The 23,551-nt window shown below is 42.4% G+C and carries 16 protein-coding genes and 1 pseudogene; 10 read left to right on the forward strand and 7 right to left on the reverse strand.

All coding sequences use genetic code 11. The features are described 5' to 3' along the window. Positions 1-2: 2 nt before the first annotated feature. The 4 genes from efp to SWP_RS11815 all read left to right on the forward strand — a co-directional run bounded on the left by efp (position 3) and on the right by SWP_RS11815 (position 4,441). Positions 3-563: an elongation factor P gene (gene efp, locus SWP_RS11800; RefSeq protein WP_020912710.1), complete on the forward strand. Its 561-nt coding sequence runs from the start codon at positions 3-5 to the stop codon at positions 561-563. Between the two features lie 605 nt (positions 564-1,168). Further along, positions 1,169-2,383 (forward strand): pyridoxal phosphate-dependent aminotransferase, encoded by a 1,215-nt coding sequence (locus SWP_RS11805; protein ID WP_020912711.1) that lies wholly within the window; start codon positions 1,169-1,171, stop codon positions 2,381-2,383. 113 nt (positions 2,384-2,496) lie between these two features. Then, the gene (gene yfbR / locus SWP_RS11810; RefSeq protein ID WP_020912712.1) at positions 2,497-3,084 is read left to right on the forward strand and encodes a 5'-deoxynucleotidase; all 588 of its coding nucleotides are present in this window, start codon (positions 2,497-2,499) and stop codon (positions 3,082-3,084) included. 19 nt (positions 3,085-3,103) lie between these two features. Further along, positions 3,104-4,441, forward strand: a complete 1,338-nt coding sequence (locus tag SWP_RS11815) for an anti-phage deoxyguanosine triphosphatase (RefSeq protein WP_228371057.1) — start codon at positions 3,104-3,106, stop codon at positions 4,439-4,441. Positions 4,442-4,509: 68 nt separating this feature from the next. Here SWP_RS11815 and SWP_RS11820 read toward each other — a convergent pair whose 3' ends face one another. Then, positions 4,510-5,142 carry a YchE family NAAT transporter gene (locus SWP_RS11820; protein ID WP_044556409.1) on the reverse strand — a complete coding sequence of 211 codons (633 nt, stop codon included), beginning with the start codon at positions 5,140-5,142 and terminating at the stop codon, positions 4,510-4,512. A gap of 330 nt (positions 5,143-5,472) precedes the next feature. On the opposite strand from SWP_RS11820, the gene adhE reads away from it, so the two are divergent. Further along, positions 5,473-8,088, forward strand: a complete 2,616-nt coding sequence (gene adhE / locus SWP_RS11825) for a bifunctional acetaldehyde-CoA/alcohol dehydrogenase (RefSeq protein WP_020912715.1) — start codon at positions 5,473-5,475, stop codon at positions 8,086-8,088. A 133-nt stretch (positions 8,089-8,221) separates the two neighbouring features. On the opposite strand, the gene SWP_RS11830 is transcribed toward adhE, so the two are convergent. Together SWP_RS11830 and SWP_RS11835 are read right to left on the reverse strand one after the other, a co-directional pair. After that, positions 8,222-10,399: a malate synthase G gene (locus SWP_RS11830; RefSeq protein WP_020912716.1), complete on the reverse strand. Its 2,178-nt coding sequence runs from the start codon at positions 10,397-10,399 to the stop codon at positions 8,222-8,224. 205 nt (positions 10,400-10,604) lie between these two features. Continuing rightward, complete coding sequence (locus SWP_RS11835; protein ID WP_020912717.1) at positions 10,605-11,555, reverse strand: LysR family transcriptional regulator; 951 nt, start codon at positions 11,553-11,555, stop codon at positions 10,605-10,607. Between the two features lie 110 nt (positions 11,556-11,665). Between SWP_RS11835 and SWP_RS11840 the strand changes: the two are divergent. Together SWP_RS11840 and SWP_RS11845 are read left to right on the forward strand one after the other, a co-directional pair. Then, positions 11,666-13,246 (forward strand): annotated as a pseudogene (locus SWP_RS11840) (isocitrate lyase). Positions 13,247-13,757: 511 nt separating this feature from the next. After that, positions 13,758-14,324 carry a type II secretion system protein gene (locus tag SWP_RS11845; protein ID WP_020912721.1) on the forward strand — a complete coding sequence of 189 codons (567 nt, stop codon included), beginning with the start codon at positions 13,758-13,760 and terminating at the stop codon, positions 14,322-14,324. A 28-nt stretch (positions 14,325-14,352) separates the two neighbouring features. Here SWP_RS11845 and SWP_RS11850 read toward each other — a convergent pair whose 3' ends face one another. The 3 genes from SWP_RS11850 to SWP_RS11860 all read right to left on the reverse strand — a co-directional run bounded on the left by SWP_RS11850 (position 14,353) and on the right by SWP_RS11860 (position 18,600). Beyond that, positions 14,353-14,670 (reverse strand): antibiotic biosynthesis monooxygenase family protein, encoded by a 318-nt coding sequence (locus tag SWP_RS11850; protein ID WP_020912722.1) that lies wholly within the window; start codon positions 14,668-14,670, stop codon positions 14,353-14,355. A 116-nt stretch (positions 14,671-14,786) separates the two neighbouring features. Then, complete coding sequence (locus SWP_RS11855; protein ID WP_044555877.1) at positions 14,787-16,838, reverse strand: S9 family peptidase; 2,052 nt, start codon at positions 16,836-16,838, stop codon at positions 14,787-14,789. 241 nt (positions 16,839-17,079) lie between these two features. Beyond that, positions 17,080-18,600, reverse strand: coding sequence for a fumarate hydratase (locus SWP_RS11860; RefSeq protein WP_020912724.1), 1,521 nt, complete (start codon positions 18,598-18,600; stop codon positions 17,080-17,082). 178 nt (positions 18,601-18,778) lie between these two features. Between SWP_RS11860 and pabB the strand changes: the two genes are divergently transcribed. Together pabB and SWP_RS11870 are read left to right on the forward strand one after the other, a co-directional pair. Then, positions 18,779-20,278 (forward strand): aminodeoxychorismate synthase component I, encoded by a 1,500-nt coding sequence (gene pabB / locus SWP_RS11865; protein WP_020912725.1) that lies wholly within the window; start codon positions 18,779-18,781, stop codon positions 20,276-20,278. 4 nt (positions 20,279-20,282) lie between these two features. Then, positions 20,283-20,885, forward strand: a complete 603-nt coding sequence (locus SWP_RS11870) for a CoA pyrophosphatase (RefSeq protein ID WP_020912726.1) — start codon at positions 20,283-20,285, stop codon at positions 20,883-20,885. Positions 20,886-20,970: 85 nt separating this feature from the next. Here the strand turns inward: SWP_RS11870 and SWP_RS11875 are convergent, their stop codons facing one another. Beyond that, on the reverse strand, positions 20,971-21,306 hold the full coding sequence (locus tag SWP_RS11875; protein WP_044555879.1) for a hypothetical protein: 336 nt from the start codon (positions 21,304-21,306) through the stop codon (positions 20,971-20,973). 152 nt (positions 21,307-21,458) lie between these two features. Between SWP_RS11875 and asnS the strand changes: the two genes are divergently transcribed. Continuing rightward, positions 21,459-22,859: an asparagine--tRNA ligase gene (asnS, locus tag SWP_RS11880; RefSeq protein WP_020912728.1), complete on the forward strand. Its 1,401-nt coding sequence runs from the start codon at positions 21,459-21,461 to the stop codon at positions 22,857-22,859. Positions 22,860-23,551 lie beyond the last annotated feature (692 nt).

A 23,551-nucleotide genomic window follows, 5' to 3' on the forward strand; every position in this document is an offset into this window, starting at 1 on the left:
TAATGAAAACTGCTCATGAAGTCCGTCCTGGTAACGTGATCATGTTAGATGGCAACCCATGGGTTGTGCTAAAAACTGAAACAAGTCGCTCAGGCCGTAACGCTGCAGTGGTAAAGTTAAAGCTAAAGAACGTATTGCTTGACTCTACAACTGAAACATCATTCAAGGGTGAAGATAAGCTAGACGTTATTGTTCTAGATCGCCTTGATTGTACATATTCATACTTTGCTGATCCTATGTACGTATTTATGGACGAAGAATTCAATCAGTATGATGTTGAAGCTGAAAACTTGGGTGATGCAGCAGCTTACATTACTGATGGAATGGAAGATGTTTGCCAAGTGACTTTCTACGAAGAGAAAGCGATTTCTGTAGAACTCCCAATTATCGTTACCCGTGAAGTGACCTACACTGAGCCTTCAGCACGTGGTGATACTTCAGGTAAAGTAATGAAGCCTGCGACTATTGCTGGCGGTAGCACATTAAGTGTTGCAGATTTCGTTAAAACTGGCGATATGATCGAAATCGACACTCGCACAAACGAATTTAAGAAACGCGTTTAAGCTTAAACGCTTTTCATCTAAGCCAACCGCTCGGTTGGCTTTTTATTATCTACATTACGCTCTATACAGGGGTAAATTGTTCTCACTTACTATTTTGTGAGGTCTTATACCAATTGCATTAAGTATTTGACCAGTTCAGAGCCCCTCAGCCTTTTCAATTCAAAGCGCATTGGTAAAGAAATGGTTATTCCCTTTTAAGCCAATGCAAAGCAGAAGTGGAAAGACTGAGGGGCTCACGTAGTGCGGGTTTCAAAACGCTGTATGCTTCGCTATGGGATTTGGATATAGAATAACTATTAGCTCAAATTCCACTACTTGCCTACAGCGCTTTGAATTCCCGCTGAATGGTCAAACTTTTAATGCAATTGGTATTACCGCTAGTTAAGATAACAGGCGTACTGCCCCCAAGGTAGTGCATACCACCAAATCGGCGACCACCTTACAGCACAAACCACCACATTAAACTCACATACTCATTTATGGCGGAATAATTACCTAATAACCGCCTTATTTAATACTATCTTTGTAGGGGCATTTTAGTTATTGTTCATTCCATAATGTCCTTGAGGCAATAGACTCATTTTAAAAGCATTTTCGAGGTATAGATGCGCCCCATTATCAAATCCACTAAATTGGACTCAGTCTGCTACGATATCCGTGGCCCAGTGCATAAAGAAGCGAGAAGATTAGAGGATGAAGGTCACCGGATCTTAAAACTCAATATCGGTAACCCTGCCCCCTTCGGATTTGAAGCGCCTGAAGAGATCGTTCGCGATGTTATTTTAAACCTGCCGAGTGCTCAGGGATATTGTGAATCCAAAGGTCTTTTTTCAGCCAGAAAGGCGATCGTTCAGCATTATCAATCCCAAGGGATTTTCGGCGTCGATATCGAAGATATCTATATCGGTAACGGTGTATCTGAACTAATAGTAATGGCAATGCAAGGCCTACTTAACAGTGATGATGAAGTGCTTATCCCCTCGCCTGATTACCCACTATGGACTGCAGCCGTGCACCTGTCAGGTGGTAAAGCACAACATTATCGCTGTGATGAAGAATCAGATTGGTTTCCAGATATTGATGACATAAAAAGTAAAATTACCCCACGTACTCGCGGTATTGTATTGATAAATCCAAACAATCCAACCGGAGCCGTTTATTCAAAAGAGCTGATTCTAGAAGTTATCGAGTTGTGCAGGCAAAACGACATGATTTTATTTAGTGATGAGATCTACGATAAAATCTTATACGACGACGCGGAGCATATTCCGTCGGCAAGTCTTTCGACTGACATTTTGACAGTCACTTTTAATGGTCTATCGAAAGTATACCGGGCTGCGGGCTTTCGTGTCGGTTGGATGATGCTTACTGGTAATTTAAAGTCAGCAAAAAGCTATATCGAAGGCTTAGACATGTTGGCATCGATGCGTTTGTGCGCCAACGTACCGAATCAACATGCCATACAAACTGCACTCGGTGGCTATCAAAGTATAAAAGAGCTAGTGCAACCTGGAGGACGCCTACGCGTACAGCGAGATACGTGTGTTGAGATGCTAAATCAGATCCCTGGGATCAGTGTCGTTAAACCAAAAGGCGCCCTCTATGCTTTCGCAAAACTCGATCAGAAAAAATTCAATTTACGCGATGACGAGCGGCTAGTGCTTGATCTGCTAAAAGAGAAAAAGATTCTTTTGGTTCAAGGTACTGCGTTTAACTGGCCAGAGCCTGATCATTTACGAGTAGTCTTTTTACCTTATAAAGATGAGTTAACCAAAGCACTGGGTGAATTTGGTGAGTTCCTTGATGGCTACAAGCAGTAAAATATCTGCTTCTATAGTGGTGTATTCTTTTATTGAAAAACGACCCTAGGGTCGTTTTTTATTGAAGCGATTATGCTAACCTCAATAGGTTCTCACATGATGTAAGGAAACGAATGAGCCATTTATTTGCCCACTTAGCTAGAATGAAATTAATTCAACGCTGGCCACTTATGTACAACGTAAGAACTGAAAACGTGCAAGAACATTCCCTTCAAGTTGCTATGGTAGCCCATTCACTTGCCATTATTAGCAACAAAAAATTTGATGGCAACTATGACCCCAACCAAGCAGCTACGATAGCTATCTTTCATGATGCTAGCGAGATCCTTACCGGCGACCTTCCAACACCAGTAAAATACTTCAACAAAGAGATCGAAGCTGAATACAAAAAAATCGAGGCCATTGCTGAGCACCGTTTACTAGAAATGGTGCCTGAAGAATTTAAAGAAGACTATCAGGCCCTGTTAACCAGTGAATATGCAGACAGCCAATATAAAACACTAGTAAAGTCAGCTGATACACTTTGTGCTTACCTAAAGTGCCTAGAAGAGCGTCGGGCTGGAAATACTGAATTTAATACTGCGCAGAAGCGATTAGAGCAGAGTCTTAAAAACGATCCTAATCCAGCGGTAAACTATTTCACTGAATGTTTCATCCCAAGCTTCACTCTTGATTTGGATGATATCAATAAGTTGCTATAAGTTGATAGAAGGAAGGCGCATGGATATTACACCTTGGCATGAGAGACGTTTAATTGAAGATAAACACAGACGTAACGATCATCGTAGCCCCTATCAGCGAGATCGAGCTCGTATACTCCATTCAGCAGCGTTTAGGCGACTGCAAGCTAAGACGCAGGTGCTAGGTATTGGCCTCAATGACTTTCTACCGAACTCGATTAACCTCATTCGCTTGAAGTTAGCCAAATTGGTACCGGGATGCCGTGCTCAACTAAAACAGAAACACCCAGAACAAAACGGACTACTTGATTCCATGAGCTTGATAGAATCTTTGTGCCTGGCTCACGATATTGGCCACCCGCCCTTTGGTCATGGTGGTGAAGTGGCACTCAATTATATGATGCGTGACCATGGAGGCTTTGAAGGCAACGGGCAAACGTTTCGGATCCTAACGAGAATTGAACCCTATACCGAATATTATGGGATGAACCTTTGTCGACGTACACTGCTTGGAATACTTAAATACCCTGCCCCTTATAGTTTGCTTTACCGAAAACAACCTCGTAAGGATGTGAATCATTTTAGACAATTAAAGCCTTCACAATGGCCGCCAGTTAAAGGGCTATTTGATGATGATCTTGAGATCTTAGACTGGGTATTAGCGCCATTATCCGAATCTGATAAAGCGATGTTTCTTTCTCATCAGCTAATTGATGGCTCCGCCCATCGTAGAACCCAATATAAATCGTTCGATTGTTCGATTATGGAGCTGGCCGACGATATTGCCTATGCCGTTCATGATCTTGAAGATGCCATCGTCATGGGGATCGTCAGCCGAGAGCAGTGGTTAATAGATGTTGAGGATAGGCTGAAGCAAAGCAAGGATGATTGGATCAAAAATGAGTTCACTACTATAGGGGAACGACTATTTTCAAGTAAACACCACCTTCGTAAAGATGCCATTGGTACCCTAGTCAACGGATTTGTAACGGCGATATCAATTACTGAAAATACTAGGTTTGAAGAACCTCTGCTGCGCTATAACGCAGCATTAGAAGCCGCTTTTGATGAAGCGCTCGAAATACTCAAACAATTTGTTTACCGATACGTTATCCGAAAACCCGAAATACAGATGCTTGAATATAAAGGCCAGCAAATAGTCATGGAATTATTTGAAGCATTTATATCTGATCCAGAAAGGTTATTGCCAATCAACACTCAAGAGCGATGGAAAGAAGCCCAACAGCAAGGCTTAAACTGCCACAGAGTGATTGCTGACTATATCTCGGGAATGACAGATGAATTTGCAGCAAGGCTGCATCAGCACTTGTTTAGTCCGAAATCAGGGTCAATGATTGAGTTAAACCGCGAGCTTTAGTTTAATCATCTATAAGAGTGTGAATACAAAAAAGGCACCGAAAAGGTGCCTGTTTCATTCAGGAATGACTAGGCCATTACACCAGGGAACAAACCTTTAATACCAGCACCGATGACTTCAATACCAATAGATAACATCAACAAGCCCATCAAACGAGTAATAACGTTAATACCTGTGTTACCTAGCACTTTAAAAATCAAAGGTGCCATTCTAAACAGTGAAAAACTCAATAAACCAAATAAAATTACTGTGATAGACATACCAATCAGGTTTTCCAAGGTATTATGCTCTGCCGCCGAAACGATTACCGAACTAATTGCGCCAGGACCTGCCATTAATGGCAACGCTAACGGTACTACAGCAACTGACTCCATTCCAGATGCTTCACGGTCTTCCTCTTTGTTACGTTTTACCTCACCTAATTTACCTTGCAACATCGACATCGCGATAATACAAATAAGTGAACCTCCGGCAATTCTAAAAGCGGATAGAGAGATACTGAACAGATTTAATATATGTTGACCAGCAAAAATAGTGACCAGCAAAATCACAACAACCGCAAAATTTGCGATCTTTCCAGTTTGATTACGTTCAACTTCAGTTTGATGGCTAGTTAAACTTACAAAAACCGGCAACAATCCGAATGGATTGATGATCGCAATTAACCCTAAGAAAAACTTTACATAAAGAGTTAAATCCAACATCTCGTCCTCTGCGCCTTAGCGCCTCTATAACAAGCAATAAAAAAGTTGCGCTACTCTAACGCAACTAATCGAAATCCAAAAATGAGTTTTTCTAACCGAAATCACAACTTTGAATAAATTTTATTAATCGATTTTTAAAGCTGTTGTTTACATAAATGCAACACCCTGTTGCTAAGATAGTTATTTTATTACAGATAGCAACATTTTTGCGTAGTTGATCACGGTGAAACCTGCCATTTGAGTGTAATTTTTCTCCATGGATGCAGTTCTAGATCTGAGAATAGTTAGCAAAATCAAATTTTGCTAAATTTTTTTAGGACCCACACTATGACAGTTACTAACGAACAGGAACTCAATAATCTGGTAAGCAGAGTCGTTGAAGCTCAACGACAATTTGCCGATTATAACCAAGAACAAGTTGATGTGATCTTTAGAGCAGCAGCGCTTGCTGCAGCAGATGCTCGGATCTCGCTAGCAAAAATGGCGGCTTCAGAAACTAGAATGGGCGTACTCGAAGATAAAGTCATTAAAAACCACTTCGCCTCTGAGTATATCTACAACAAATACAAGGATGAGAAAACCTGTGGGATCTTATCTGAAGACCCTACCTTTGGTACCATCACGATTGCAGAACCGGTTGGATTAATCTGCGGTATCGTGCCCACCACGAATCCAACATCTACTGCGATATTTAAAGCATTAATCAGCCTAAAAACGCGTAATGGTATTATTTTTTCTCCTCATCCAAGAGCTAAAAACTCAACCACAACAGCTGCCAAAATAGTGTTAGAAGCCGCTGTAGCTGCTGGTGCGCCCAAAGACATTATAGGCTGGATAGATGAGCCTTCAGTCGCCCTTTCAAATCAATTAATGACCCATGCCGATATTAACCTTATATTAGCTACTGGCGGCCCAGGTATGGTCAAAGCTGCTTACTCTTCAGGGAAACCAGCTATTGGTGTTGGTGCCGGAAACACGCCGATTGTTATCGATGAAACGGCTGATATAAAACGCGCTGTCAGTTCTATATTGATGTCAAAAACCTTTGATAATGGTGTGGTCTGTGCTTCAGAGCAAGCCGTTGTCATTGTTGATGAGATCTATGATGTCGTCAAAGAACGTTTTGCCAGCCATGGAGGTTATGTACTTAATGCTGTTGAAACTACAGCTATGCAAGATGTTATCCTTAAAAATGGTGGTTTGAACGCCGATATTGTAGGACAAAGTGCCGCTAACATCGCAAAAATGGCGGGCATAGACGTTCATCACAGTACTAAGGTGCTAATTGGTGAAGTCAGCAATATCGACCAAGCAGAAGCCTTTGCTCATGAAAAATTATCGCCTCTTTTAGCCATGTATCGTGCAAATGATTTTGAAGATGCGATGGATAAAGCCGAAGCGTTAGTCACTCTTGGCGGTATTGGTCATACATCTGGCTTGTACACCGATCAAGATACTCAAGTTGAGCGCGTAAAAACATTTGGCTTTAGAATGAAAACTGCACGCATTCTAATTAATACTCCAGCATCACAAGGCGGCATCGGCGATCTTTACAATTTCAAACTCGCTCCCTCTTTAACGCTAGGTTGCGGTTCTTGGGGTGGAAACTCAATTTCAGAAAATGTAGGTCCAAGTCATCTAATTAACAAAAAAATGGTCGCTAAAAGGGCTGAGAATATGTTGTGGCACAAACTTCCATCATCTATTTACTTCCGCCGTGGTAGTTTGCCCATTGCTTTAGAGGAACTTTCAGAGAAGAAGCGTGCGCTTATCGTCACTGATAAGTATCTATTCAACAATGGATACTGTGATGAAACTATAAAAATCCTCAAAAGCCAAGGGTTAGAAACTGAAGTCTTCTACGATGTCGAAGCTGATCCAACGATGCAAATCGTTGAGCAAGGCGCTAAAGTTGCGCACAGTTTCCAACCAGACGTCATCATCGCTCTGGGTGGTGGTTCACCAATGGATGCAGCAAAAATTATATGGGTGATGTACGAACATCCAGACGTCGACTTTGCCGATCTTGCATTACGCTTTATGGATATCCGTAAACGTATCTACAAATTCCCTAAATTGGGTAAAAAAGCCAAGATGGTTGCGATACCCACAACGTCAGGAACGGGATCAGAAGTGACTCCTTTTGCTGTGGTCACAGACGAAAAAACGGGGATGAAGTACCCTATTGCCGATTATGAACTCACGCCTAACATGGCAATTGTTGATCCTAATTTAGTGATGGATATGCCGAAATCCCTAACGGCTTTTGGCGGTATTGATGCAATTACTCACGCACTTGAAGCCTATGTAAGTGTAATGGCAAACGAATACAGTGACGGCCAAGCTCTGCAAGCGCTAGACCTGCTATTCACTCATCTACCGGATTCTTATGAGCATGGAGCCAATGCCCCATTAGCCCGAGAGAAAGTACATAACGGCGCAACTATTGCGGGTATCGCATTTGCCAACGCATTCCTCGGTATCTGTCACTCTATGGCGCATAAGCTCGGCGCTGAGTTCCACTTAGCACACGGTCTTGCAAACGCGCTGCTTATTAGTAATGTTATTCGATTCAACGCGACAGACATGCCGACCAAGCAAGCAGCATTTAGTCAATACGATAGACCAAAAGCATTATGTCGCTATGCAAAAATAGCTGAGTACTTAAAACTTGAAGGCACCATCGGTGAAGGCATTACAGATGAAGAAAAAGTCGAGGCTCTACTTAAAGAAATTGATGTCATCAAGGAGAAGATTGGCATTCCAAGCTCAATCCAAGCTGCAGGCGTCAACGAAGCCGACTTCATCGCAAAACTAGATGAACTCGCTGAAGATGCATTTGATGATCAGTGCACTGGGGCTAACCCTCGTTACCCACTTATTGCAGAACTGAAGCAGGTTTTACTAGCAAGCTACTACGGTAATGATTACAGCGATGAATAATACCAATCTGTATAAGTAGCGTAGAGATACGCTGTTCTATTAAATAGAAGCCTTAACAGCGAGCTGTTAAGGCTTTTTGTTCTATACCCATCCGATCTGAAAATGCAGGATTAAGTGGGATGGCTATAGCTTACTAAAGTGCTAAAGCTTTAGCCTTTATGCGATAAGCATGTAATAAAGGCTCGGTGTAACCAGAAGGCTGAGTGGTTCCTTTAAATACTAGATCGCAAGCCGCTTTAAATGCGATGCCATCGAAACTAGGAGACATATTAATGTAGCGACTATCACCTTTGTTTTGCTCATCAACAATTGCAGCCATCTTTTTAAGCGCGGTCATGACTTCTTCTTCGGTGCATATGCCGTGTGTTAACCAATTCGCTAAATGCTGAGAAGAGATCCTTAATGTTGCCCTATCTTCCATCAATCCCACATTATTAATATCAGGTACCTTGGAACAACCTACGCCTTGGTCAATCCAACGGACGACATAGCCCAATATTCCTTGTGCATTGTTTTCCAACTCAAAAGCCTTTAACTCTGAGGATAGCTCAGATGGCTCTGCCATAAGTGGGATGGTAAGTAGGTCATCTAAACTTGCTCTGTCACGATTTTGCAATTCATTCTGCACATCCTTTACATTAATTTTGTGATAGTGAGTAGAATGTAAAACCGCACCATTGGGAGACGGAACCCAAGCAGTATTCGCACCAGCCAACGGATGACCAATCTTTTGCTCAAGCATTGCAGCCATTTCATCAGGCATTGGCCACATGCCTTTACCAATTTGCGAACGTCCCTGCAGGCCACACTCCAAGCCAATATCAACATTCCAATCTTCATAGGCTGCAATCCACTTTTGCTGTTTCATTTTAGATTTCGCAACAAATGGACCTGCTTGCATTGACGTGTGGATCTCGTCGCCAGTCCTATCTAAAAATCCAGTATTAATAAATACCACTCTTTCAGAGGCTTCACGAATACACTCTTTCAGATTGACCGTTGTGCGGCGCTCTTCATCCATAATGCCGACTTTAATTGTGTTACGGGCCAGCTTTAACGCATCTTCAATTTTAGTGAACAACTCACAAGTAAACTTTACCTCTTCAGGCCCATGCATCTTAGGCTTTACTATGTTAATTGAGCCCTTGCGGCTGTTACTGCGATTGTTATTATGACCTTTTATATCATGTAGCGCTGCTAGTACGGTAAACATGCCATCTAAGATCCCCTCAGGAACCTCTTCACCATGCTGATCTAATACTGCATTGATTGTCATTAAGTGACCAACGTTACGGACAAACAATAAACTACGACCAGGTAATACTAATTGCTGTCCATTTGCTGCGGTATAGCTTCTGTCATCATTAAGCTCTCGAACAATATCTTTGCCGTTTTTAGCAAGCGTTGCAGTCAAATTGCCTTGCATTAAACCAAGCCAATTACGGTAGATCTCGACTTTATCTTCAGCATCAACCGCAGCCACAGAGTCTTCACAATCCATAATGGTAGTCACAGCTGCCTCAACTAAAAGATCACTGACCCCCGCCTTATCACTTTGGCCAATTAGACTCACTGCATCTATTTGGATCTCTATATGTAGGCCATTGTTCTTAAGTAAAATTGCTTCAGGTGATTTGGCCGCTCCCTTATAACCCGCAAAGCGCTCGGGGTTAGCAAGTTGTGTTTCTACTCCATTCTCAAGGGATACCTTTAATTGATCACCTTCAATCCAATATTTGGTTACATCGGCATGAGAGGCTTGAATTAGTGGTGCTGCCGTATCAAGGTGCTGCTTTGCAAAAGCGATCACTTTAGCGCCGCGTTGAGGGTTATAGGTTTTGGTTAGTTCGGCACCATTTGACTCTGATATCGCATCAGTACCGTATAATGCATCGTATAGGCTACCCCAACGTGCATTAGCAGCGTTTAGAGCAAAACGGGCATTTTTAACCGGCACCACAAGTTGTGGACCTGCCTGGTCAGTGATTTCTGTATCTACATTTTCAGTACTGATTGAGAATGTTTCCCCTTCCGGCACTAAATAACCGATATCAGTTAAGAAACTTTTGTACGACTCTAAGTTAAAGTCTTGCCCCTTATGGCCAACATGCCATTCATCAAGTTGATGTTGAAGCTGCTCTCTCTTTTCCAATAAGCGACGGTTAATAGGTGCAAATTCAGCTATAAGTTCTTCAAACTTTGTCCATACAGTTTCTGCCGAGATCCCAATATCTTGACAAATCTCAGCTTTGACCAGCTCAGCTAATTCTGTAGCAACCTTTAAACCGCCAATTTGAATATATTGAGTCATTTGTTGTCCCTCTTAATCCTTTGCAAAGTCCTAATGAACACTTTCGTCCATCTACTAACTACACCTAATTAGCGTTATATTCTTTAGCCTATATCAAGTAAGCCTCATTTATCTAATTTATAATGGCAATCCTCAGTATTCACCGCGATTATGGCAATTGACGTTTTGGTGTAAAAAAACATCATTATGGTGCAAATTCTTCAAGTTACACTTTACCGCGACTAAAACTATCCGCTGTTTGTGTAATGAGTTGTCGCATCCACTTATGAGCAGGGTTGTGTTGTAACAGTGGGCTCCAGGCCATGGTCAGTGCGATAGGCTGAATAATAAATGGCGGAGCAACGATACATACTCTGTCGTTTTGTTCATGTTGTCTTGCCATCTTACTTGGTATGGTTGCGATCAAATCTTGTTGTTCTGCCAACAAACAGGCTGCTTGGTAATGTCGTGTAAATACAGTTATTCGTCTTTTTACTCCGATACGAGTTAACGCCTCATCAACCCAGCCTAATCGTTGCACGTCATCAGGGTTCATTCCGACACCGACTCCCATTCCCGTTTTACTAACCCAAACATGTTTCGCTTCAAGGTAACTATCAAGTGAGAACTTTTCTAATACAGGATTAGTCTTACTAATCAAACAACTAAAGTCATCACTCCAAAGAACTTTTTGATGAAATGACTGTGGAATACTGTCAAAACGGTTGATAACCATATCGACTCTTCCTTGTTCTACATCAGGGAAACTCACATCACTTGGGGTCATGATATCTAAAATCACATTTGGCGCTTCAGTACGAAGCTTTGCAATAAGCGGTGGGATTAATGTCGCTTCAGCATAATCACTTGCCATTACACGGAACACTTGTTCGCTTTCAGCTGCATTGAATTTGGCTCGTGGCTGTACGGCTTTTTCTAACCCAATAATGAGTTCGCTAATTGTTGGCTGCAACTCTTGCGCCCTTTCTGTGGGCGTCATCCCTTGGCTGGTTCTGATCAGTAGAGGATCATCAAATAGTGTGCGCAATCTTTTTAAGCCGTTACTCATCGCAGGTTGGCTTATTCCAAGCTGATCCGCTGCCTTTGTAACATTTCGTTCACGTAGTAATACGTCCAGATAAACTAATAAATTCAGGTCAATACGAGAGACATTCATAAGATTAATACCGAGAATAGAAACTATAAATTAGACTTATTTAACCAAATCTAACTAATATTTTCAACGTAATCAATCGCCGCTAATCATATTGTTAAAGGAATATACACATGACAAACTACAGAACTAACATCGATGAAGCCGCTACCTTGATTAATGCAGAAGGTAGTGCATGGAATGCAATCAACCCAGAATCAGTAGCGCGTATGCGTCTACAAAATCGTTTCAAACTGGGTTAGACATCGCTAAATATACAGCAAAGATTATGCGCGAAGATATGGACAACTACGATAAAGACTCATCGCAGTACACCCAATCTCTTGTGCTGCTGGCATGGCTTTATTGGCCAGCAGAAAATGATTTCGATTAAAAAGCATCTGCTTACCACTAAACGTCGATACCTATATCTTTCAGGCTGGATGGTTGCAGCACTGCGCAGTGAGTTTGGTCCCCTTCCCGACCAATCTATGCACGAGAAGACTTCTGTGGCCTCTCTGATTAAAGAGTTATACACTTTCCTTCGTCAAGCAGACGCTCGTGAACTTGGCGGCTTATTTCGCCAACTCGACGGAGCAAGCGATGCAGACAAACCAGCTATTCAAGCAAAAATAGATAACTTCGAGACTCACGTAGTACCAATCATTGCAGATATTGATGCAGGTTTTGGTAACGAAGAAGCGACGTACCTAATGGCGAAGCAGATGATTGAAGCTGGTGCTTGCTGTATTCAGCTTGAAAACCAAGTATCTGATGTTAAGCAATGTGGACACCAGGACGGTAAAGTGACCGTACCACACGTGGAGTTCCTAGCTAAGATTAACGCAGTCCGTTATGCGTTTTTAGAACTTGGAATTGATGACGGCGTAATCGTTGCGCGTACCGATTCATTAGGCGCTGGACTAACACAAAAAATTGCAGTCACCAATGAAGCAGGTGATTTAGGCGAGCAGTACAACTCTTTCCTAGAAGTTGAAGCAATTGATGCGGCTAATCTTGCTAACGGTGATGTGGTGTTCCAGCAAAATGGTCAGTTAGTGAAACCTTCACGCTTGCCAAACGGTCTGTTTAAATTCCGCGCTGGTACAGGTGAAGAACGTTGTGTACTCGATTGCATTACTTCACTGCAAAATGGTGCTGACTTACTGTGGATTGAGACTGAAAAACCACATGTTTCTCAGATTGGTGGCATGGTCAATGAAATCCGTAAAACGATCCCAAATGCTAAATTAGTTTATAACAACTCACCTTCATTTAACTGGACACTCAACTTCCGTCAACAGGTGTTTGATGCAATGAAAGAAGCGGGACAAGATGTTTCTGCTTACAACCGTGACCAGCTAATGAGTGTTGACTACGATTCGACTGAACTTGCCATTCAAGCAGATGAAAAAATTAGAACCTTCCAAGCAGATGCTGCACGTGAAGCAGGTATTTTCCATCATCTTATTACACTACCGACCTATCACACTGCAGCTCTTTCTACTGATAACTTGGCTAAAGAGTACTTCGGTGACCAAGGTATGCTGGGCTACGTGGCGAATGTTCAACGTAAGGAGATCCGTCAAGGCATCGCCTGTGTTAAACACCAGAATATGGCCGGTTCAGATATGGGTGATGATCACAAAGAGTACTTCTCTGGTGATCAAGCACTAAAGGCGTCTGGTAAAGACAACACCATGAACCAATTTTAGTCTCTGTCGTCTTTGGATTCGCTAAGTTTTTGAAGTGGACTTAACCCCAAAGTGAGCTAACTCTAAAAGGCCTGCATTATTTTGCAGGCCTTTTTATTTGTCTGACTAAATCATTAGCTCAGCAAGCGTTTGTAACATTAGTAAATTTACAATCAATATAATTCAAAACACGCAACACAAACACCCCCCGATATAACAGGAAGATAAAAACCACGCTCACTCCACCGAGGCTTTAGAATAAATAGCAGCTCAATATTTTTCATCAAAGTAATCTAGTGCTTACTGAACTGTTATTTCGTCCATAGTGTCTCCATTAATGACTATATAGTTAGCGTAATACAATCAAGTACTAGAGAGTTAACAGGCTTAAATTTTGCAGCTTTTGCTAGCGTAAAAAATGTGATTAGGTTAACAATTACCAAAGCTATGTATCAATATGTTACTCCTATACCTTGTTGCATTAAGCCTAAATCGTTAGGGTGCAGGCAACTTTCACCTTGTAAGAAACAGCATGTCATTTAAGTGCAAATTAGCTTCAGGATTTACCCTAATCGAATTGGTTATGGTCATCGTTTTATTGGCTGTGTTATCTATCATTGCAACAACTAAAATGTTGAACACCAGTTCAGCAGCGAAAGTTGCTGACGTACGCTCACTCGCCGCTTTAATTACTACTCAAAACAGCTTAGCCTTTGCTAAAAGTAACCTAGCTAACATTGAAAAATTGGAGGGGTGTAGCCTCCAGTGTGGTAACCATCCCAATTGGGACGTCACTGTCGGCGAGTACTATATTGATGCTGGTGGCAGCCGATTATATGTGAGTTTAGGCTATCCTATCGCACCGTTATCTTCATCGAGCACCGTTAATGCTAATTATCGTAATGCTTTTGGTTTGAATGAAGAACAATTTTATATCACCATTGCCCGCACAGAAAACTCAGCAACAGCAATAGTGCCTGCGGTATCAAAAATTAGGTTAAACGAAATAGAAAATGGCCGCTATCGATGCCATGTGGTTTATAGTGCACCGACAAAAACAAGAGACTACTCAGTGATAGCACGCACAGAAGACTGCTAACATTAATGCTCGAGTAACGCACTTTGGCTTACATAAAGTAGTCTCGTTCGACTTTACTAATTCTTATCGCAAATTCACTGTACCAGCGCGCTTTCCCCATTTGCTGCGCCTCAATATGCTCTGCGTTCTGTTTCCACGCTTTAATGGCTTCCAATGACTGCCAATAAGAGACGGTAATACCAAGCTCCTCTCTGGCCGACTCAATCCCTAAAAAACCCGCTTGGGTTGTTGCAAGGGCTTCCATACGTGTGCCCATAGCAGCATAACCTTCTGTATCGTTAGATAAACGAGAGGTAAATATTACACAGTAGTAAGGTGGTTTTGGGGTTTTCGCTAGCGTGGTCATAACTATCCTTTTATTGCTTAATGATCAAAAGTGGTGGGCCAATTCCGGTGGTAATCAATGTGAATTTTATTGCAAAAAAAAGCCAGAACATTTGTTCTGGCTTCTCGTTTCAACGGTTACTTCTCAGTCCAACGATCCATCCAACCGAGAACGTTGTCGTACCATTGCTCTAAGTTATCTGGGTTTAAGATCCAATGATTCTCATCTGGGTAGACAAGTAATTCAGATGGGATCCCTTTACGCTGCATAAAAGTAAATGCCGCTAGACCTTGGCCATAAGGAACACGGAAATCTTTCTCTCCATGAATGATCAACATAGGCGTCTGCCAGTTATCAACGTAGTTGACTGGGTTAAACTTTTCATACAACTCTTTGTTCTTTGCGTATGTGCCACCAAATTCGTACTCAGGGAACCAAAGTTCTTCAGTAACATAGTACATAGAACGCATATCGAATAGACCAGCATGGTTAACTAAACACTTAAAGCCATCATTCCAATTACCTTGGATCCAGTTCATCATGTAACCACCGTATGAACCGCCTAACGCACAGGCTTTATTGCCATCTAACCATTTTTGTTGCTTAGTAACCGCAGCGAGACCTTTCTGTAGATCTTCAAGTGGTTTACCACCCCAATCTTTAGTAATTGAATCGGTAAATGCTTGACCATAACCAGTTGAACCATGGAAATCGATCATCACGACACCATAGCCTGCTCCAGCCCAAAGCTGAGCGTTCCAACGGCTACTGAATGAGTTGCCAAATGATCCCTGAGGGCCACCATGAACCAAGAAGGCTATCGGGTATTTCTCGCCTGCTTTATAGTTAGAGGGTTTGATCCAGTAACCATAAACCTCTTCATTGTTCCAACCTTTAAAGCTAAACTGTTGATACTCACCAAACTTTATCTCAGCGAGTTTGTCTTTGTTGATCTCAGTAAGTCTATTTAGGTTTTGACCATCTAAATTAATAGAGTAAAGATCGCCGGGCTCAACCAGAGACTTTTTACTGAACACTATCTTGTCAGCATTAATGCCAACGACGCTGTTGCTACCTTCGTTATAGATAGTTTTTACGTCACCAAATTGTGTGTTCACTTCAAATATTGAGACTTGTCCAATATCTTGTGCCGTAACGTAAAGTGTTTTGTTATCTTTACCAAATGCTAAAGAGTGCGGACTACGATCCCACATCGGTGCAACTTCTTTTTCTTGCCCTGTTACCGTATCACGTAACATGATGCGGTAGCGGTCAGCTTCAAAACCGGGTTTTGACATTGCTAGGTAGGCCAGATAACGCCCATCAGCAGAGTAAGTCGGATGTGCATCCCATGCTTTGTTAGATTCAGTCAGATTCTTTGCTTCACCGCCATCGACACTCACCTTCCATAAATCATAGTTAGTGATCCAAGCTTGGTCTTTAGCTGGTGCTTTTGCGCTATAAACAACATGCTTACCATCTGGTGTGAATGTCACTTCTTCCATACCTGAAAAAGGCTTAGGTGGTGTTTCAGTGTCTAAACCCGCAGTAACGTCAACAGCAGTCGTTACTTTTTCCCCATTTAACTTGGCGACAAACAGATGGCTTCTAGAATGATCACTCCAGGTATCCCAGTGTCTCACCATCAACTGCTTATATTCTCTTCCCGTTGAAGAGCGAGCTGCCTCTTGTTCAAACTTCTCTTTCGAGCAGTTTAAATCTTTACACTCAGGGAAAACACGCATATTGACGACAGCTTGAGTGCCATCATTAGAAAGTTTAAAACCCTCAACATCGAGCGGGAAGTCTGTGACTTGTCTTGCTTCCCCCCCGTCGAGTGCAAGCTGATATAGCTGACTAGAACCGTCACGAGCAGCTAAAAAATAGATGCTCTTGTCATTTGGGCCAAAAGCGACGCTGTGCTCTGTCCCTGAAAATTGAGTAATTTGTTTCGCTGTCGCAGCATTTGAATTTAAGTCTTGAATATAAAGGTCTGAGCTGGCTTTACCGTCAGCATCAACATTTTTCACGGCATAAACAACTTTAGTGCCGTCGTGAGACAGTACAGCAGAATGGAGCTTGTTAATTTTAACTAATTGTTGAACGCTGAAAGGCTGTGGGCTAGCAGCTTGAACGCTAAATGCAGCGCCCACTGACGCTAACGCCAGAATGATTGCAGTTTTTTTCATCGTAGTTATCTTATTGTTATGTTTAAAAAGAGTCTTACCGAGGCTAAACGGTATCTTTATCCCTGAAGCAATACAGCACACTATCCAAAATAAATGGCTTAAGCAATACGTTTAAGCCATTAAATGGACTGCTGTTCTTTTACTTGACCAAGCAAAACAGCTGCTTGCTTAATCCTATTATAAACTGCTGCTGTATTCTTCCGAAATAAACCACAGCAGCTATCAGATTAAGTGGTAGTCATTATCCGTTAAGCTTTACTTTCCAAATAGCTGGACCGGTATCGTGAGCGTTAACGCCTTCTGAGTCCACGGCCACGGTTACGGGCATGTCTTTCACATCAAACTCATAAATAGCTTCCATCCCCAAGTCTTCAAATGCTACGACTCGAGATTTCTTAATAGCTTTAGAGACAAGATAAGCTGCACCACCGACCGCCATCAAGTAACATGATTTGTGGTTTTTAATTGACTCAACGGTAGCAGGACCACGTTCAGCTTTACCAATCATCCCCATCAGTCCAGTCTTCTCTAACATCAAGTCAGTAAACTTATCCATACGAGTTGCTGTAGTAGGACCTGCAGGACCAACAACTTCATCACCAACAGGATCGACTGGGCCTACGTAGTAAATAAATTTACCTTTGAAATCTACGCCTTCGGGTAGCCCTTCGCCACTTTCAATTAAGCTCTGAATACGCTTATGGGCGGCATCACGACCGGTCAACATTTTACCGCTAAGGAGCACAGTATCACCGCTCTTCCACTGCTGCATCTCTTCTTGCGTCACGGTATCCAAGTTAACGCGGCGAACACTTTCTCCCACCTCCCATGTGATCTCAGGCCAATCTTCCAAAGATGGTGGAGCGAGATCAGCAGGGCCTGTACCATCCAAATGGAAATGCACATGGCGGGTCGCGGCGCAGTTAGGGATCATCACAACAGGTTTTGATGCTGCGTGAGTTGGCGCCGATTTAATTTTTATGTCTAAAACAGTCGTGACACCGCCAAGTCCTTGCGCACCTATACCTAGCTTGTTAGCGCGGTCAAAGATCTCTAGACGTAATTTCTCATCTGTCGTCTCTGCACCGCGTGCTTGTAGTTCGTGAATATCAACAGGGTCCATCAATGACTCTTTGGCCATTACTGCCGCTTTCTCTGCTGTTCCTCCAATGCCTATTCCAAGCATTCCCGGCGGACACCAGCCTGCCCCCATAGTAGGCAGTGTTCTCTCAACCCAAGCGGCAATATCATCTGATGGGTTTAGCATCACCATCTTGGATTTATTCTCTGAGCCACCGCCTTTTGCAGCAATGGCAACTTCTACGTGATCGCCTGGTACCATTTCAACATGCACGACAGACGGAGTATTATCCTTAGTATTTTTACGGCCACCAGCAGGATCTGCAACTATTGATGCTCTAAGTGGGTTGTCAGGGTTGGTGTATGCGCGGCGAACGCCTTCATCAACCATCTCTTGTACGGTCAAATCGGTCTTATCCCATTGGACAGCCATACCGATTTTAACAAAACAGGTAACAATACCCGTGTCCTGACACAGTGGGCGCTTCCCTTCCGCTGACATGCGTGAATTGATCAAGATCTGTGCAATCGCATCTTTAGCAGCTGCACTTTCTTCACGCTCATAGGCATCAGCCATTGAGTCAACGAAATCTTTTGGGTGATAATAGGAGATATATTGCAGGGCATCAGCAACGCTTTCGATTAAATCGGCTTGCTTGATTACAGGGACTACTTTGCTCACAGACACTTCCTTTTTAACAGACACTTATTTTGATAACCGATACATCCTGTTAACTGACCAAGATGTACGCTCCAGCAGCCTTAATGGCTTGTGTGTTTTGTTTTTATAACTTGTGTGAGCAATATGATACTCTTTCGCGACTTTGAGTTAAACATCACATTTTAGATAGGGTTAATAGATGAACAATATGACGCCTAAATCCGTTTATTCGATGCGTCTTGATTGGAATTTGACCACTGAAACAATTTTCAGCCTTTTTTCCGACTCTCCTTGGGCTATTCTGCTCGATTCTGCCAATGCTGATCACGTTGACGCAAAGTATGACGTGATCTGCGCCGCACCAATCGCGACTTTAACTAGCGGTGAAACATCTAGCCAAATCACACGTTCATCAAATCGAGAAGCACTGTTTTCGCTGCAAAGCGGCACTGAAAATGAACAGTTTATCACTGCAGAATATTTGGATGAGCCATTTGAACTGTTAAACAAAACCTTGTCTGAGTTATTCCCTGTTTCAAAAGAGAGTTCTTTGCCCTTTTCTGGCGGTGCAATGGGTAGTTTTAGTTATGATCTAGCGCGTAATATTGAAAAATTGCCAAACAGCGCCGCGGACGACATTACACTGCCCATAATGAATATTGGCTTTTATGACTGGGCACTGGTGTTTGATTACCAGCAAAAATGCTGGTCATTAGTCCATTATCAAAGCCAACAAGCATTAACCAAGGTAAAAAAACAACTCGATGGCTTAATTGAACAACAAGCCAAAGATACTTACAAAAAGCACGCATCGAATATTCCTATTTTGGCTGGTGACCCCTTTAAATTAACCTCCGCTTGGAAGAATCAAATTGATGCGAATTTTTATCATCAAAAATTCGCACAGGTCCAACGATACCTTCAAAGCGGTGACTGTTACCAAATAAACCTCACTCAAAGATTCAGTAGTTACTATCAAGGCGATGAATGGCAAGCCTACCAAACATTAAGGCAAAGCAATGCAGCCCCATTCTCAGCCTTCATGAGGCTACCGGCTCATGTAGTGCTATCAATATCGCCTGAACGATTTATATCGTTAACGGGCGCTCAAGTACAAACAAAGCCTATCAAAGGGACAATGCCAAGAGATAACGATCCTGTCGTCGATAAGCAATTAGCAAATGAACTTGCTGGTTCAGAAAAAGATCGGGCTGAAAACCTGATGATTGTAGATCTACTTAGGAATGACATAGGTAAGGTTGCAACAGCTGGTTCTGTCGCAGTTCCGAAACTTTTTGATATTGAGAGTTTTCCAGCAGTTCACCACCTTGTTAGCACAGTGACCGCAACGTTGAAGCCACCTCTTAATGCAACCGACCTGTTAAGATCGTGCTTTCCTGGAGGCTCGATTACGGGCGCACCTAAGATCCGTGCGATGGAAATAATTGAAGAGCTTGAACCCTCACGCCGAAGCCTTTACTGTGGCTCTATTGGTTATATTAGCCAAGATGGCAATATGGACACCAGTATTACAATACGAACCTTAGTGGCACAAAATGATAAAGATTATAATATTATCTACTGCTGGGCTGGTGGCGGGATTGTCGCTGACTCCAAAGTCGAGTGTGAATATCAAGAAACATTTGATAAAGTGAGTAAAATTTTACCCGTGCTATCAAATATGAATCAAGAGGCTTAACTACATGGATTTGGTGGATTTTAGGCTCAGATTTAATCTCCACTCTTTACCCAAAGCCCATCATTTCCCTTCCACGCTGTCATTTGAAGTAAAGCAACCGTTACGTAAAGCCGCGGTGCTAGTTGCGCTTAGCAGTTATAACGATCAGCTTGAACTCATTCTTACCCGTAGACCTAGCCATCTACGTCAGCACCCAGGGCAAATTAGTTTTCCCGGAGGTAAAGTTGAGAAGTTTGATCTTAGCTTTGAAGATACCGCACTTAGAGAAGCTCAAGAAGAGATAGGTTTACCTAACAAGCATGTCGAAGTGATTGGTATGTTGCATGATCATAAAACCTTTACCGGATTTGATATCACCCCAGTTGTCAGTATTATCTCTAAGCCCTTTACTCCTGTGATCGATCCCGGTGAAGTGGATGAACTTTTTACGATCCCGCTTTCATTCTTGCTTAACAGTAATAATCGCCATATTCAGTATTTTAGTCGGGGCGGCATTGAATACCCAGTGCATTTCATCCCCTACGGTCGATATTTCATCTGGGGAGCGACAGCTGCGATGATAGATCAATTATGCAGACTCCTTAGCCAAGATGAACCGCTTTGCTAAGAAGATATAAATGAGTTTATCTAAATGGCCATAAGTCAATAAACTATAACGGCCTTTAGCTGAATGTTAATGATAGGCGCCTGCTTTAAACCACGAAGCGTATATAGAGACCTGCGGCTAGAGAGCATAAAAATAACAAAGGTATATTGACCCACCAGCCAAGGCGGCTATGAGTCGCAATATAATAATTGAAACCCAAATTGATAAAACTGACTAAAGCACACCACCAAACTATATCCGCAAGTAATACCGTTTGCACAGGATCCCATTCAAGACGTACCTCAGCACCTTTGCTTTGAAGGTAACCAATAGCAGTATCCGGTCTTGCTTGATCAAATAACATTAGTGCATAAATTGCTAGCGACCAACCGACAATCGACATTGTGGTCAGTAAATATTGGAACACTTTCAGCTTTTTCATCAATACTATCCGTAGTTTTAGCCATGTTTTTAAAAACAATACCAAGATCTAGACCAACTTACCTTACTTTCCACTTGAGAAAAGCCTATATCAAGGTAATATGAACGACCAAATTTTATATTTAAAACGTTTCGTTGGAGAACTAAGCAACAATGAGCATTACATCTGTCGCTTCTGTGTTTAAAGGTGACTTTGCGATTGGTTCGCAAATCACAGTACGTGGGTGGGTTAGATCCCGCCGCGATTCTAAAGCTGGGATATCATTCCTCGCTATTTATGACGGTTCATGCTTTGACCCTATTCAGGGCGTAGTACCGAATAATTTAGAGAATTACGACAACGAAGTGTTAAAGCTTACTGCGGGTTGTTCTGTCATTATGACCGGTGAAGTTGTTGAGTCACCTGGTAAAGGCCAAGCCTTCGAAATGCAAGTAACTAACGTTGAGGTTGCAGGCTGGGTAGAAGACCCTGATACATACCCTATGGCTGCTAAGCGTCATTCTATTGAGCACTTACGCGAATTGGCACATCTTCGCCCACGCACAAATATCATTGGTGCAGTGGCCCGTGTACGTAACTGTTTATCACAGGCTATTCATCGCTTTTACAATGAACAGGGTTACATCTGGGTATCTACTCCACTCATCACAGCATCAGACACTGAAGGTGCTGGGGAGATGTTCCGCGTTTCAACGCTGGATCTAGAAAACCTGCCGCGTGATGACAAAGGCGCCGTTGATTACAGCGAAGACTTTTTCGGTAAAGAATCTTTCTTAACGGTTTCAGGTCAGTTAAACGCTGAAACCTATGCATGCGCACTTTCTAAAGTGTACACATTCGGTCCTACGTTCCGTGCTGAAAATTCAAACACCAGTCGACACCTTGCAGAATTTTGGATGGTAGAGCCTGAAGTAGCTTATGCTGACTTGGACGATGCAGCAAAACTTGCTGAAGATATGCTTAAATACTGTTTTAAAGCAGTATTGGCTGAGCGTCGTGATGATCTTGAGTTTTTTGCCCAGCGTGTTGAGAAAACCGCGATTGATCGTTTAGAAGCGTTTGTAAGCAGTGATTTTGCACAGATTGATTACACTGACGCTATCGAGATCCTTAAAGCTTGCGGTAAGAAGTTTGAATACGATGTTGAATGGGGTATTGATCTTCACTCTGAGCATGAACGTTACCTTGCTGAAGAGCATTTCAAAGCGCCAGTAGTCGTTAAGAACTATCCAAAGGATATCAAAGCATTCTACATGCGTTTGAATGACGATGGTAAAACTGTTGCCGCCATGGATGTTTTGGCACCAGGCATTGGTGAAATCATCGGTGGCGCACAGCGTGAAGAACGTTTAGACGTTCTCGATGCTCGTCTTGCTGAGATGGAGCTAAGCCAAGAAGATTACTGGTGGTATCGTGATCTGCGTCGTTACGGTACTGTGCCGCATGCTGGATTTGGTCTAGGATTTGAGCGTTTAGTTTCTTATGTAACTGGTGTGTCTAACATCCGTGACGTGATCCCATTCCCAAGAGCACCAAAATCAGCAAACTTCTAACGCTTGTTTGATATAAGCTAGACAATAAAGCCTCTGTTATCAGGGGCTTTTTTTTGCTCTGACGAAAGTTTGCCTCTTCTATCTTCTCTTTTTAAAAATGCTCACACCGTCCTCGCTAAATAGAGCTTAATACTCACGAGAATACCAATCAGTATAAAGAGTTGAACGCTCAGCGAGAGTTTAGCGATTTTGAGGAAAGTTAATGAGTGAAAGGCATAGTAAGTCTACGTCCAAGCACATTAACCCAGGCTAAGAACCACTAGAGATCGCCTTTAAGGAGTGGTTTTTGCTGCCTACTTCGGCAACGATGAAATTCAAAAGGGAATCACTATTATATCGCTTACCCACCTGAATTAGTTCGCAAAGAGCATGCTGAGTAGATCGACTTCTTACACTGAGTGATATAAACCTATTTGCGCTTTGGTTGCCACTTATTATCGAGAAACCTCAACTACATAACCGATCATTTATTTAGCATCCACTAAAGCCCTTTATTAACAAGCGAATTACAAAAGACGCCGTATACGTGACTCGCATCACAGTTAGTTTCCTGCAGGGACATTCTGTCCTTTTCCAATAAAAATAAATGATCTAGCTCAAGCCTACATAATCTGCCTACTTGTCAGCTTCTCAAACCCCATTAAACCTTGACGCATATCAATATTTTCACTCTTTTTGAGGCCTAGACTGAT

It is taken from the genome of Shewanella piezotolerans WP3, assembly GCF_000014885.1.
GTDB lineage: Bacteria > Pseudomonadota > Gammaproteobacteria > Enterobacterales > Shewanellaceae > Shewanella > Shewanella piezotolerans.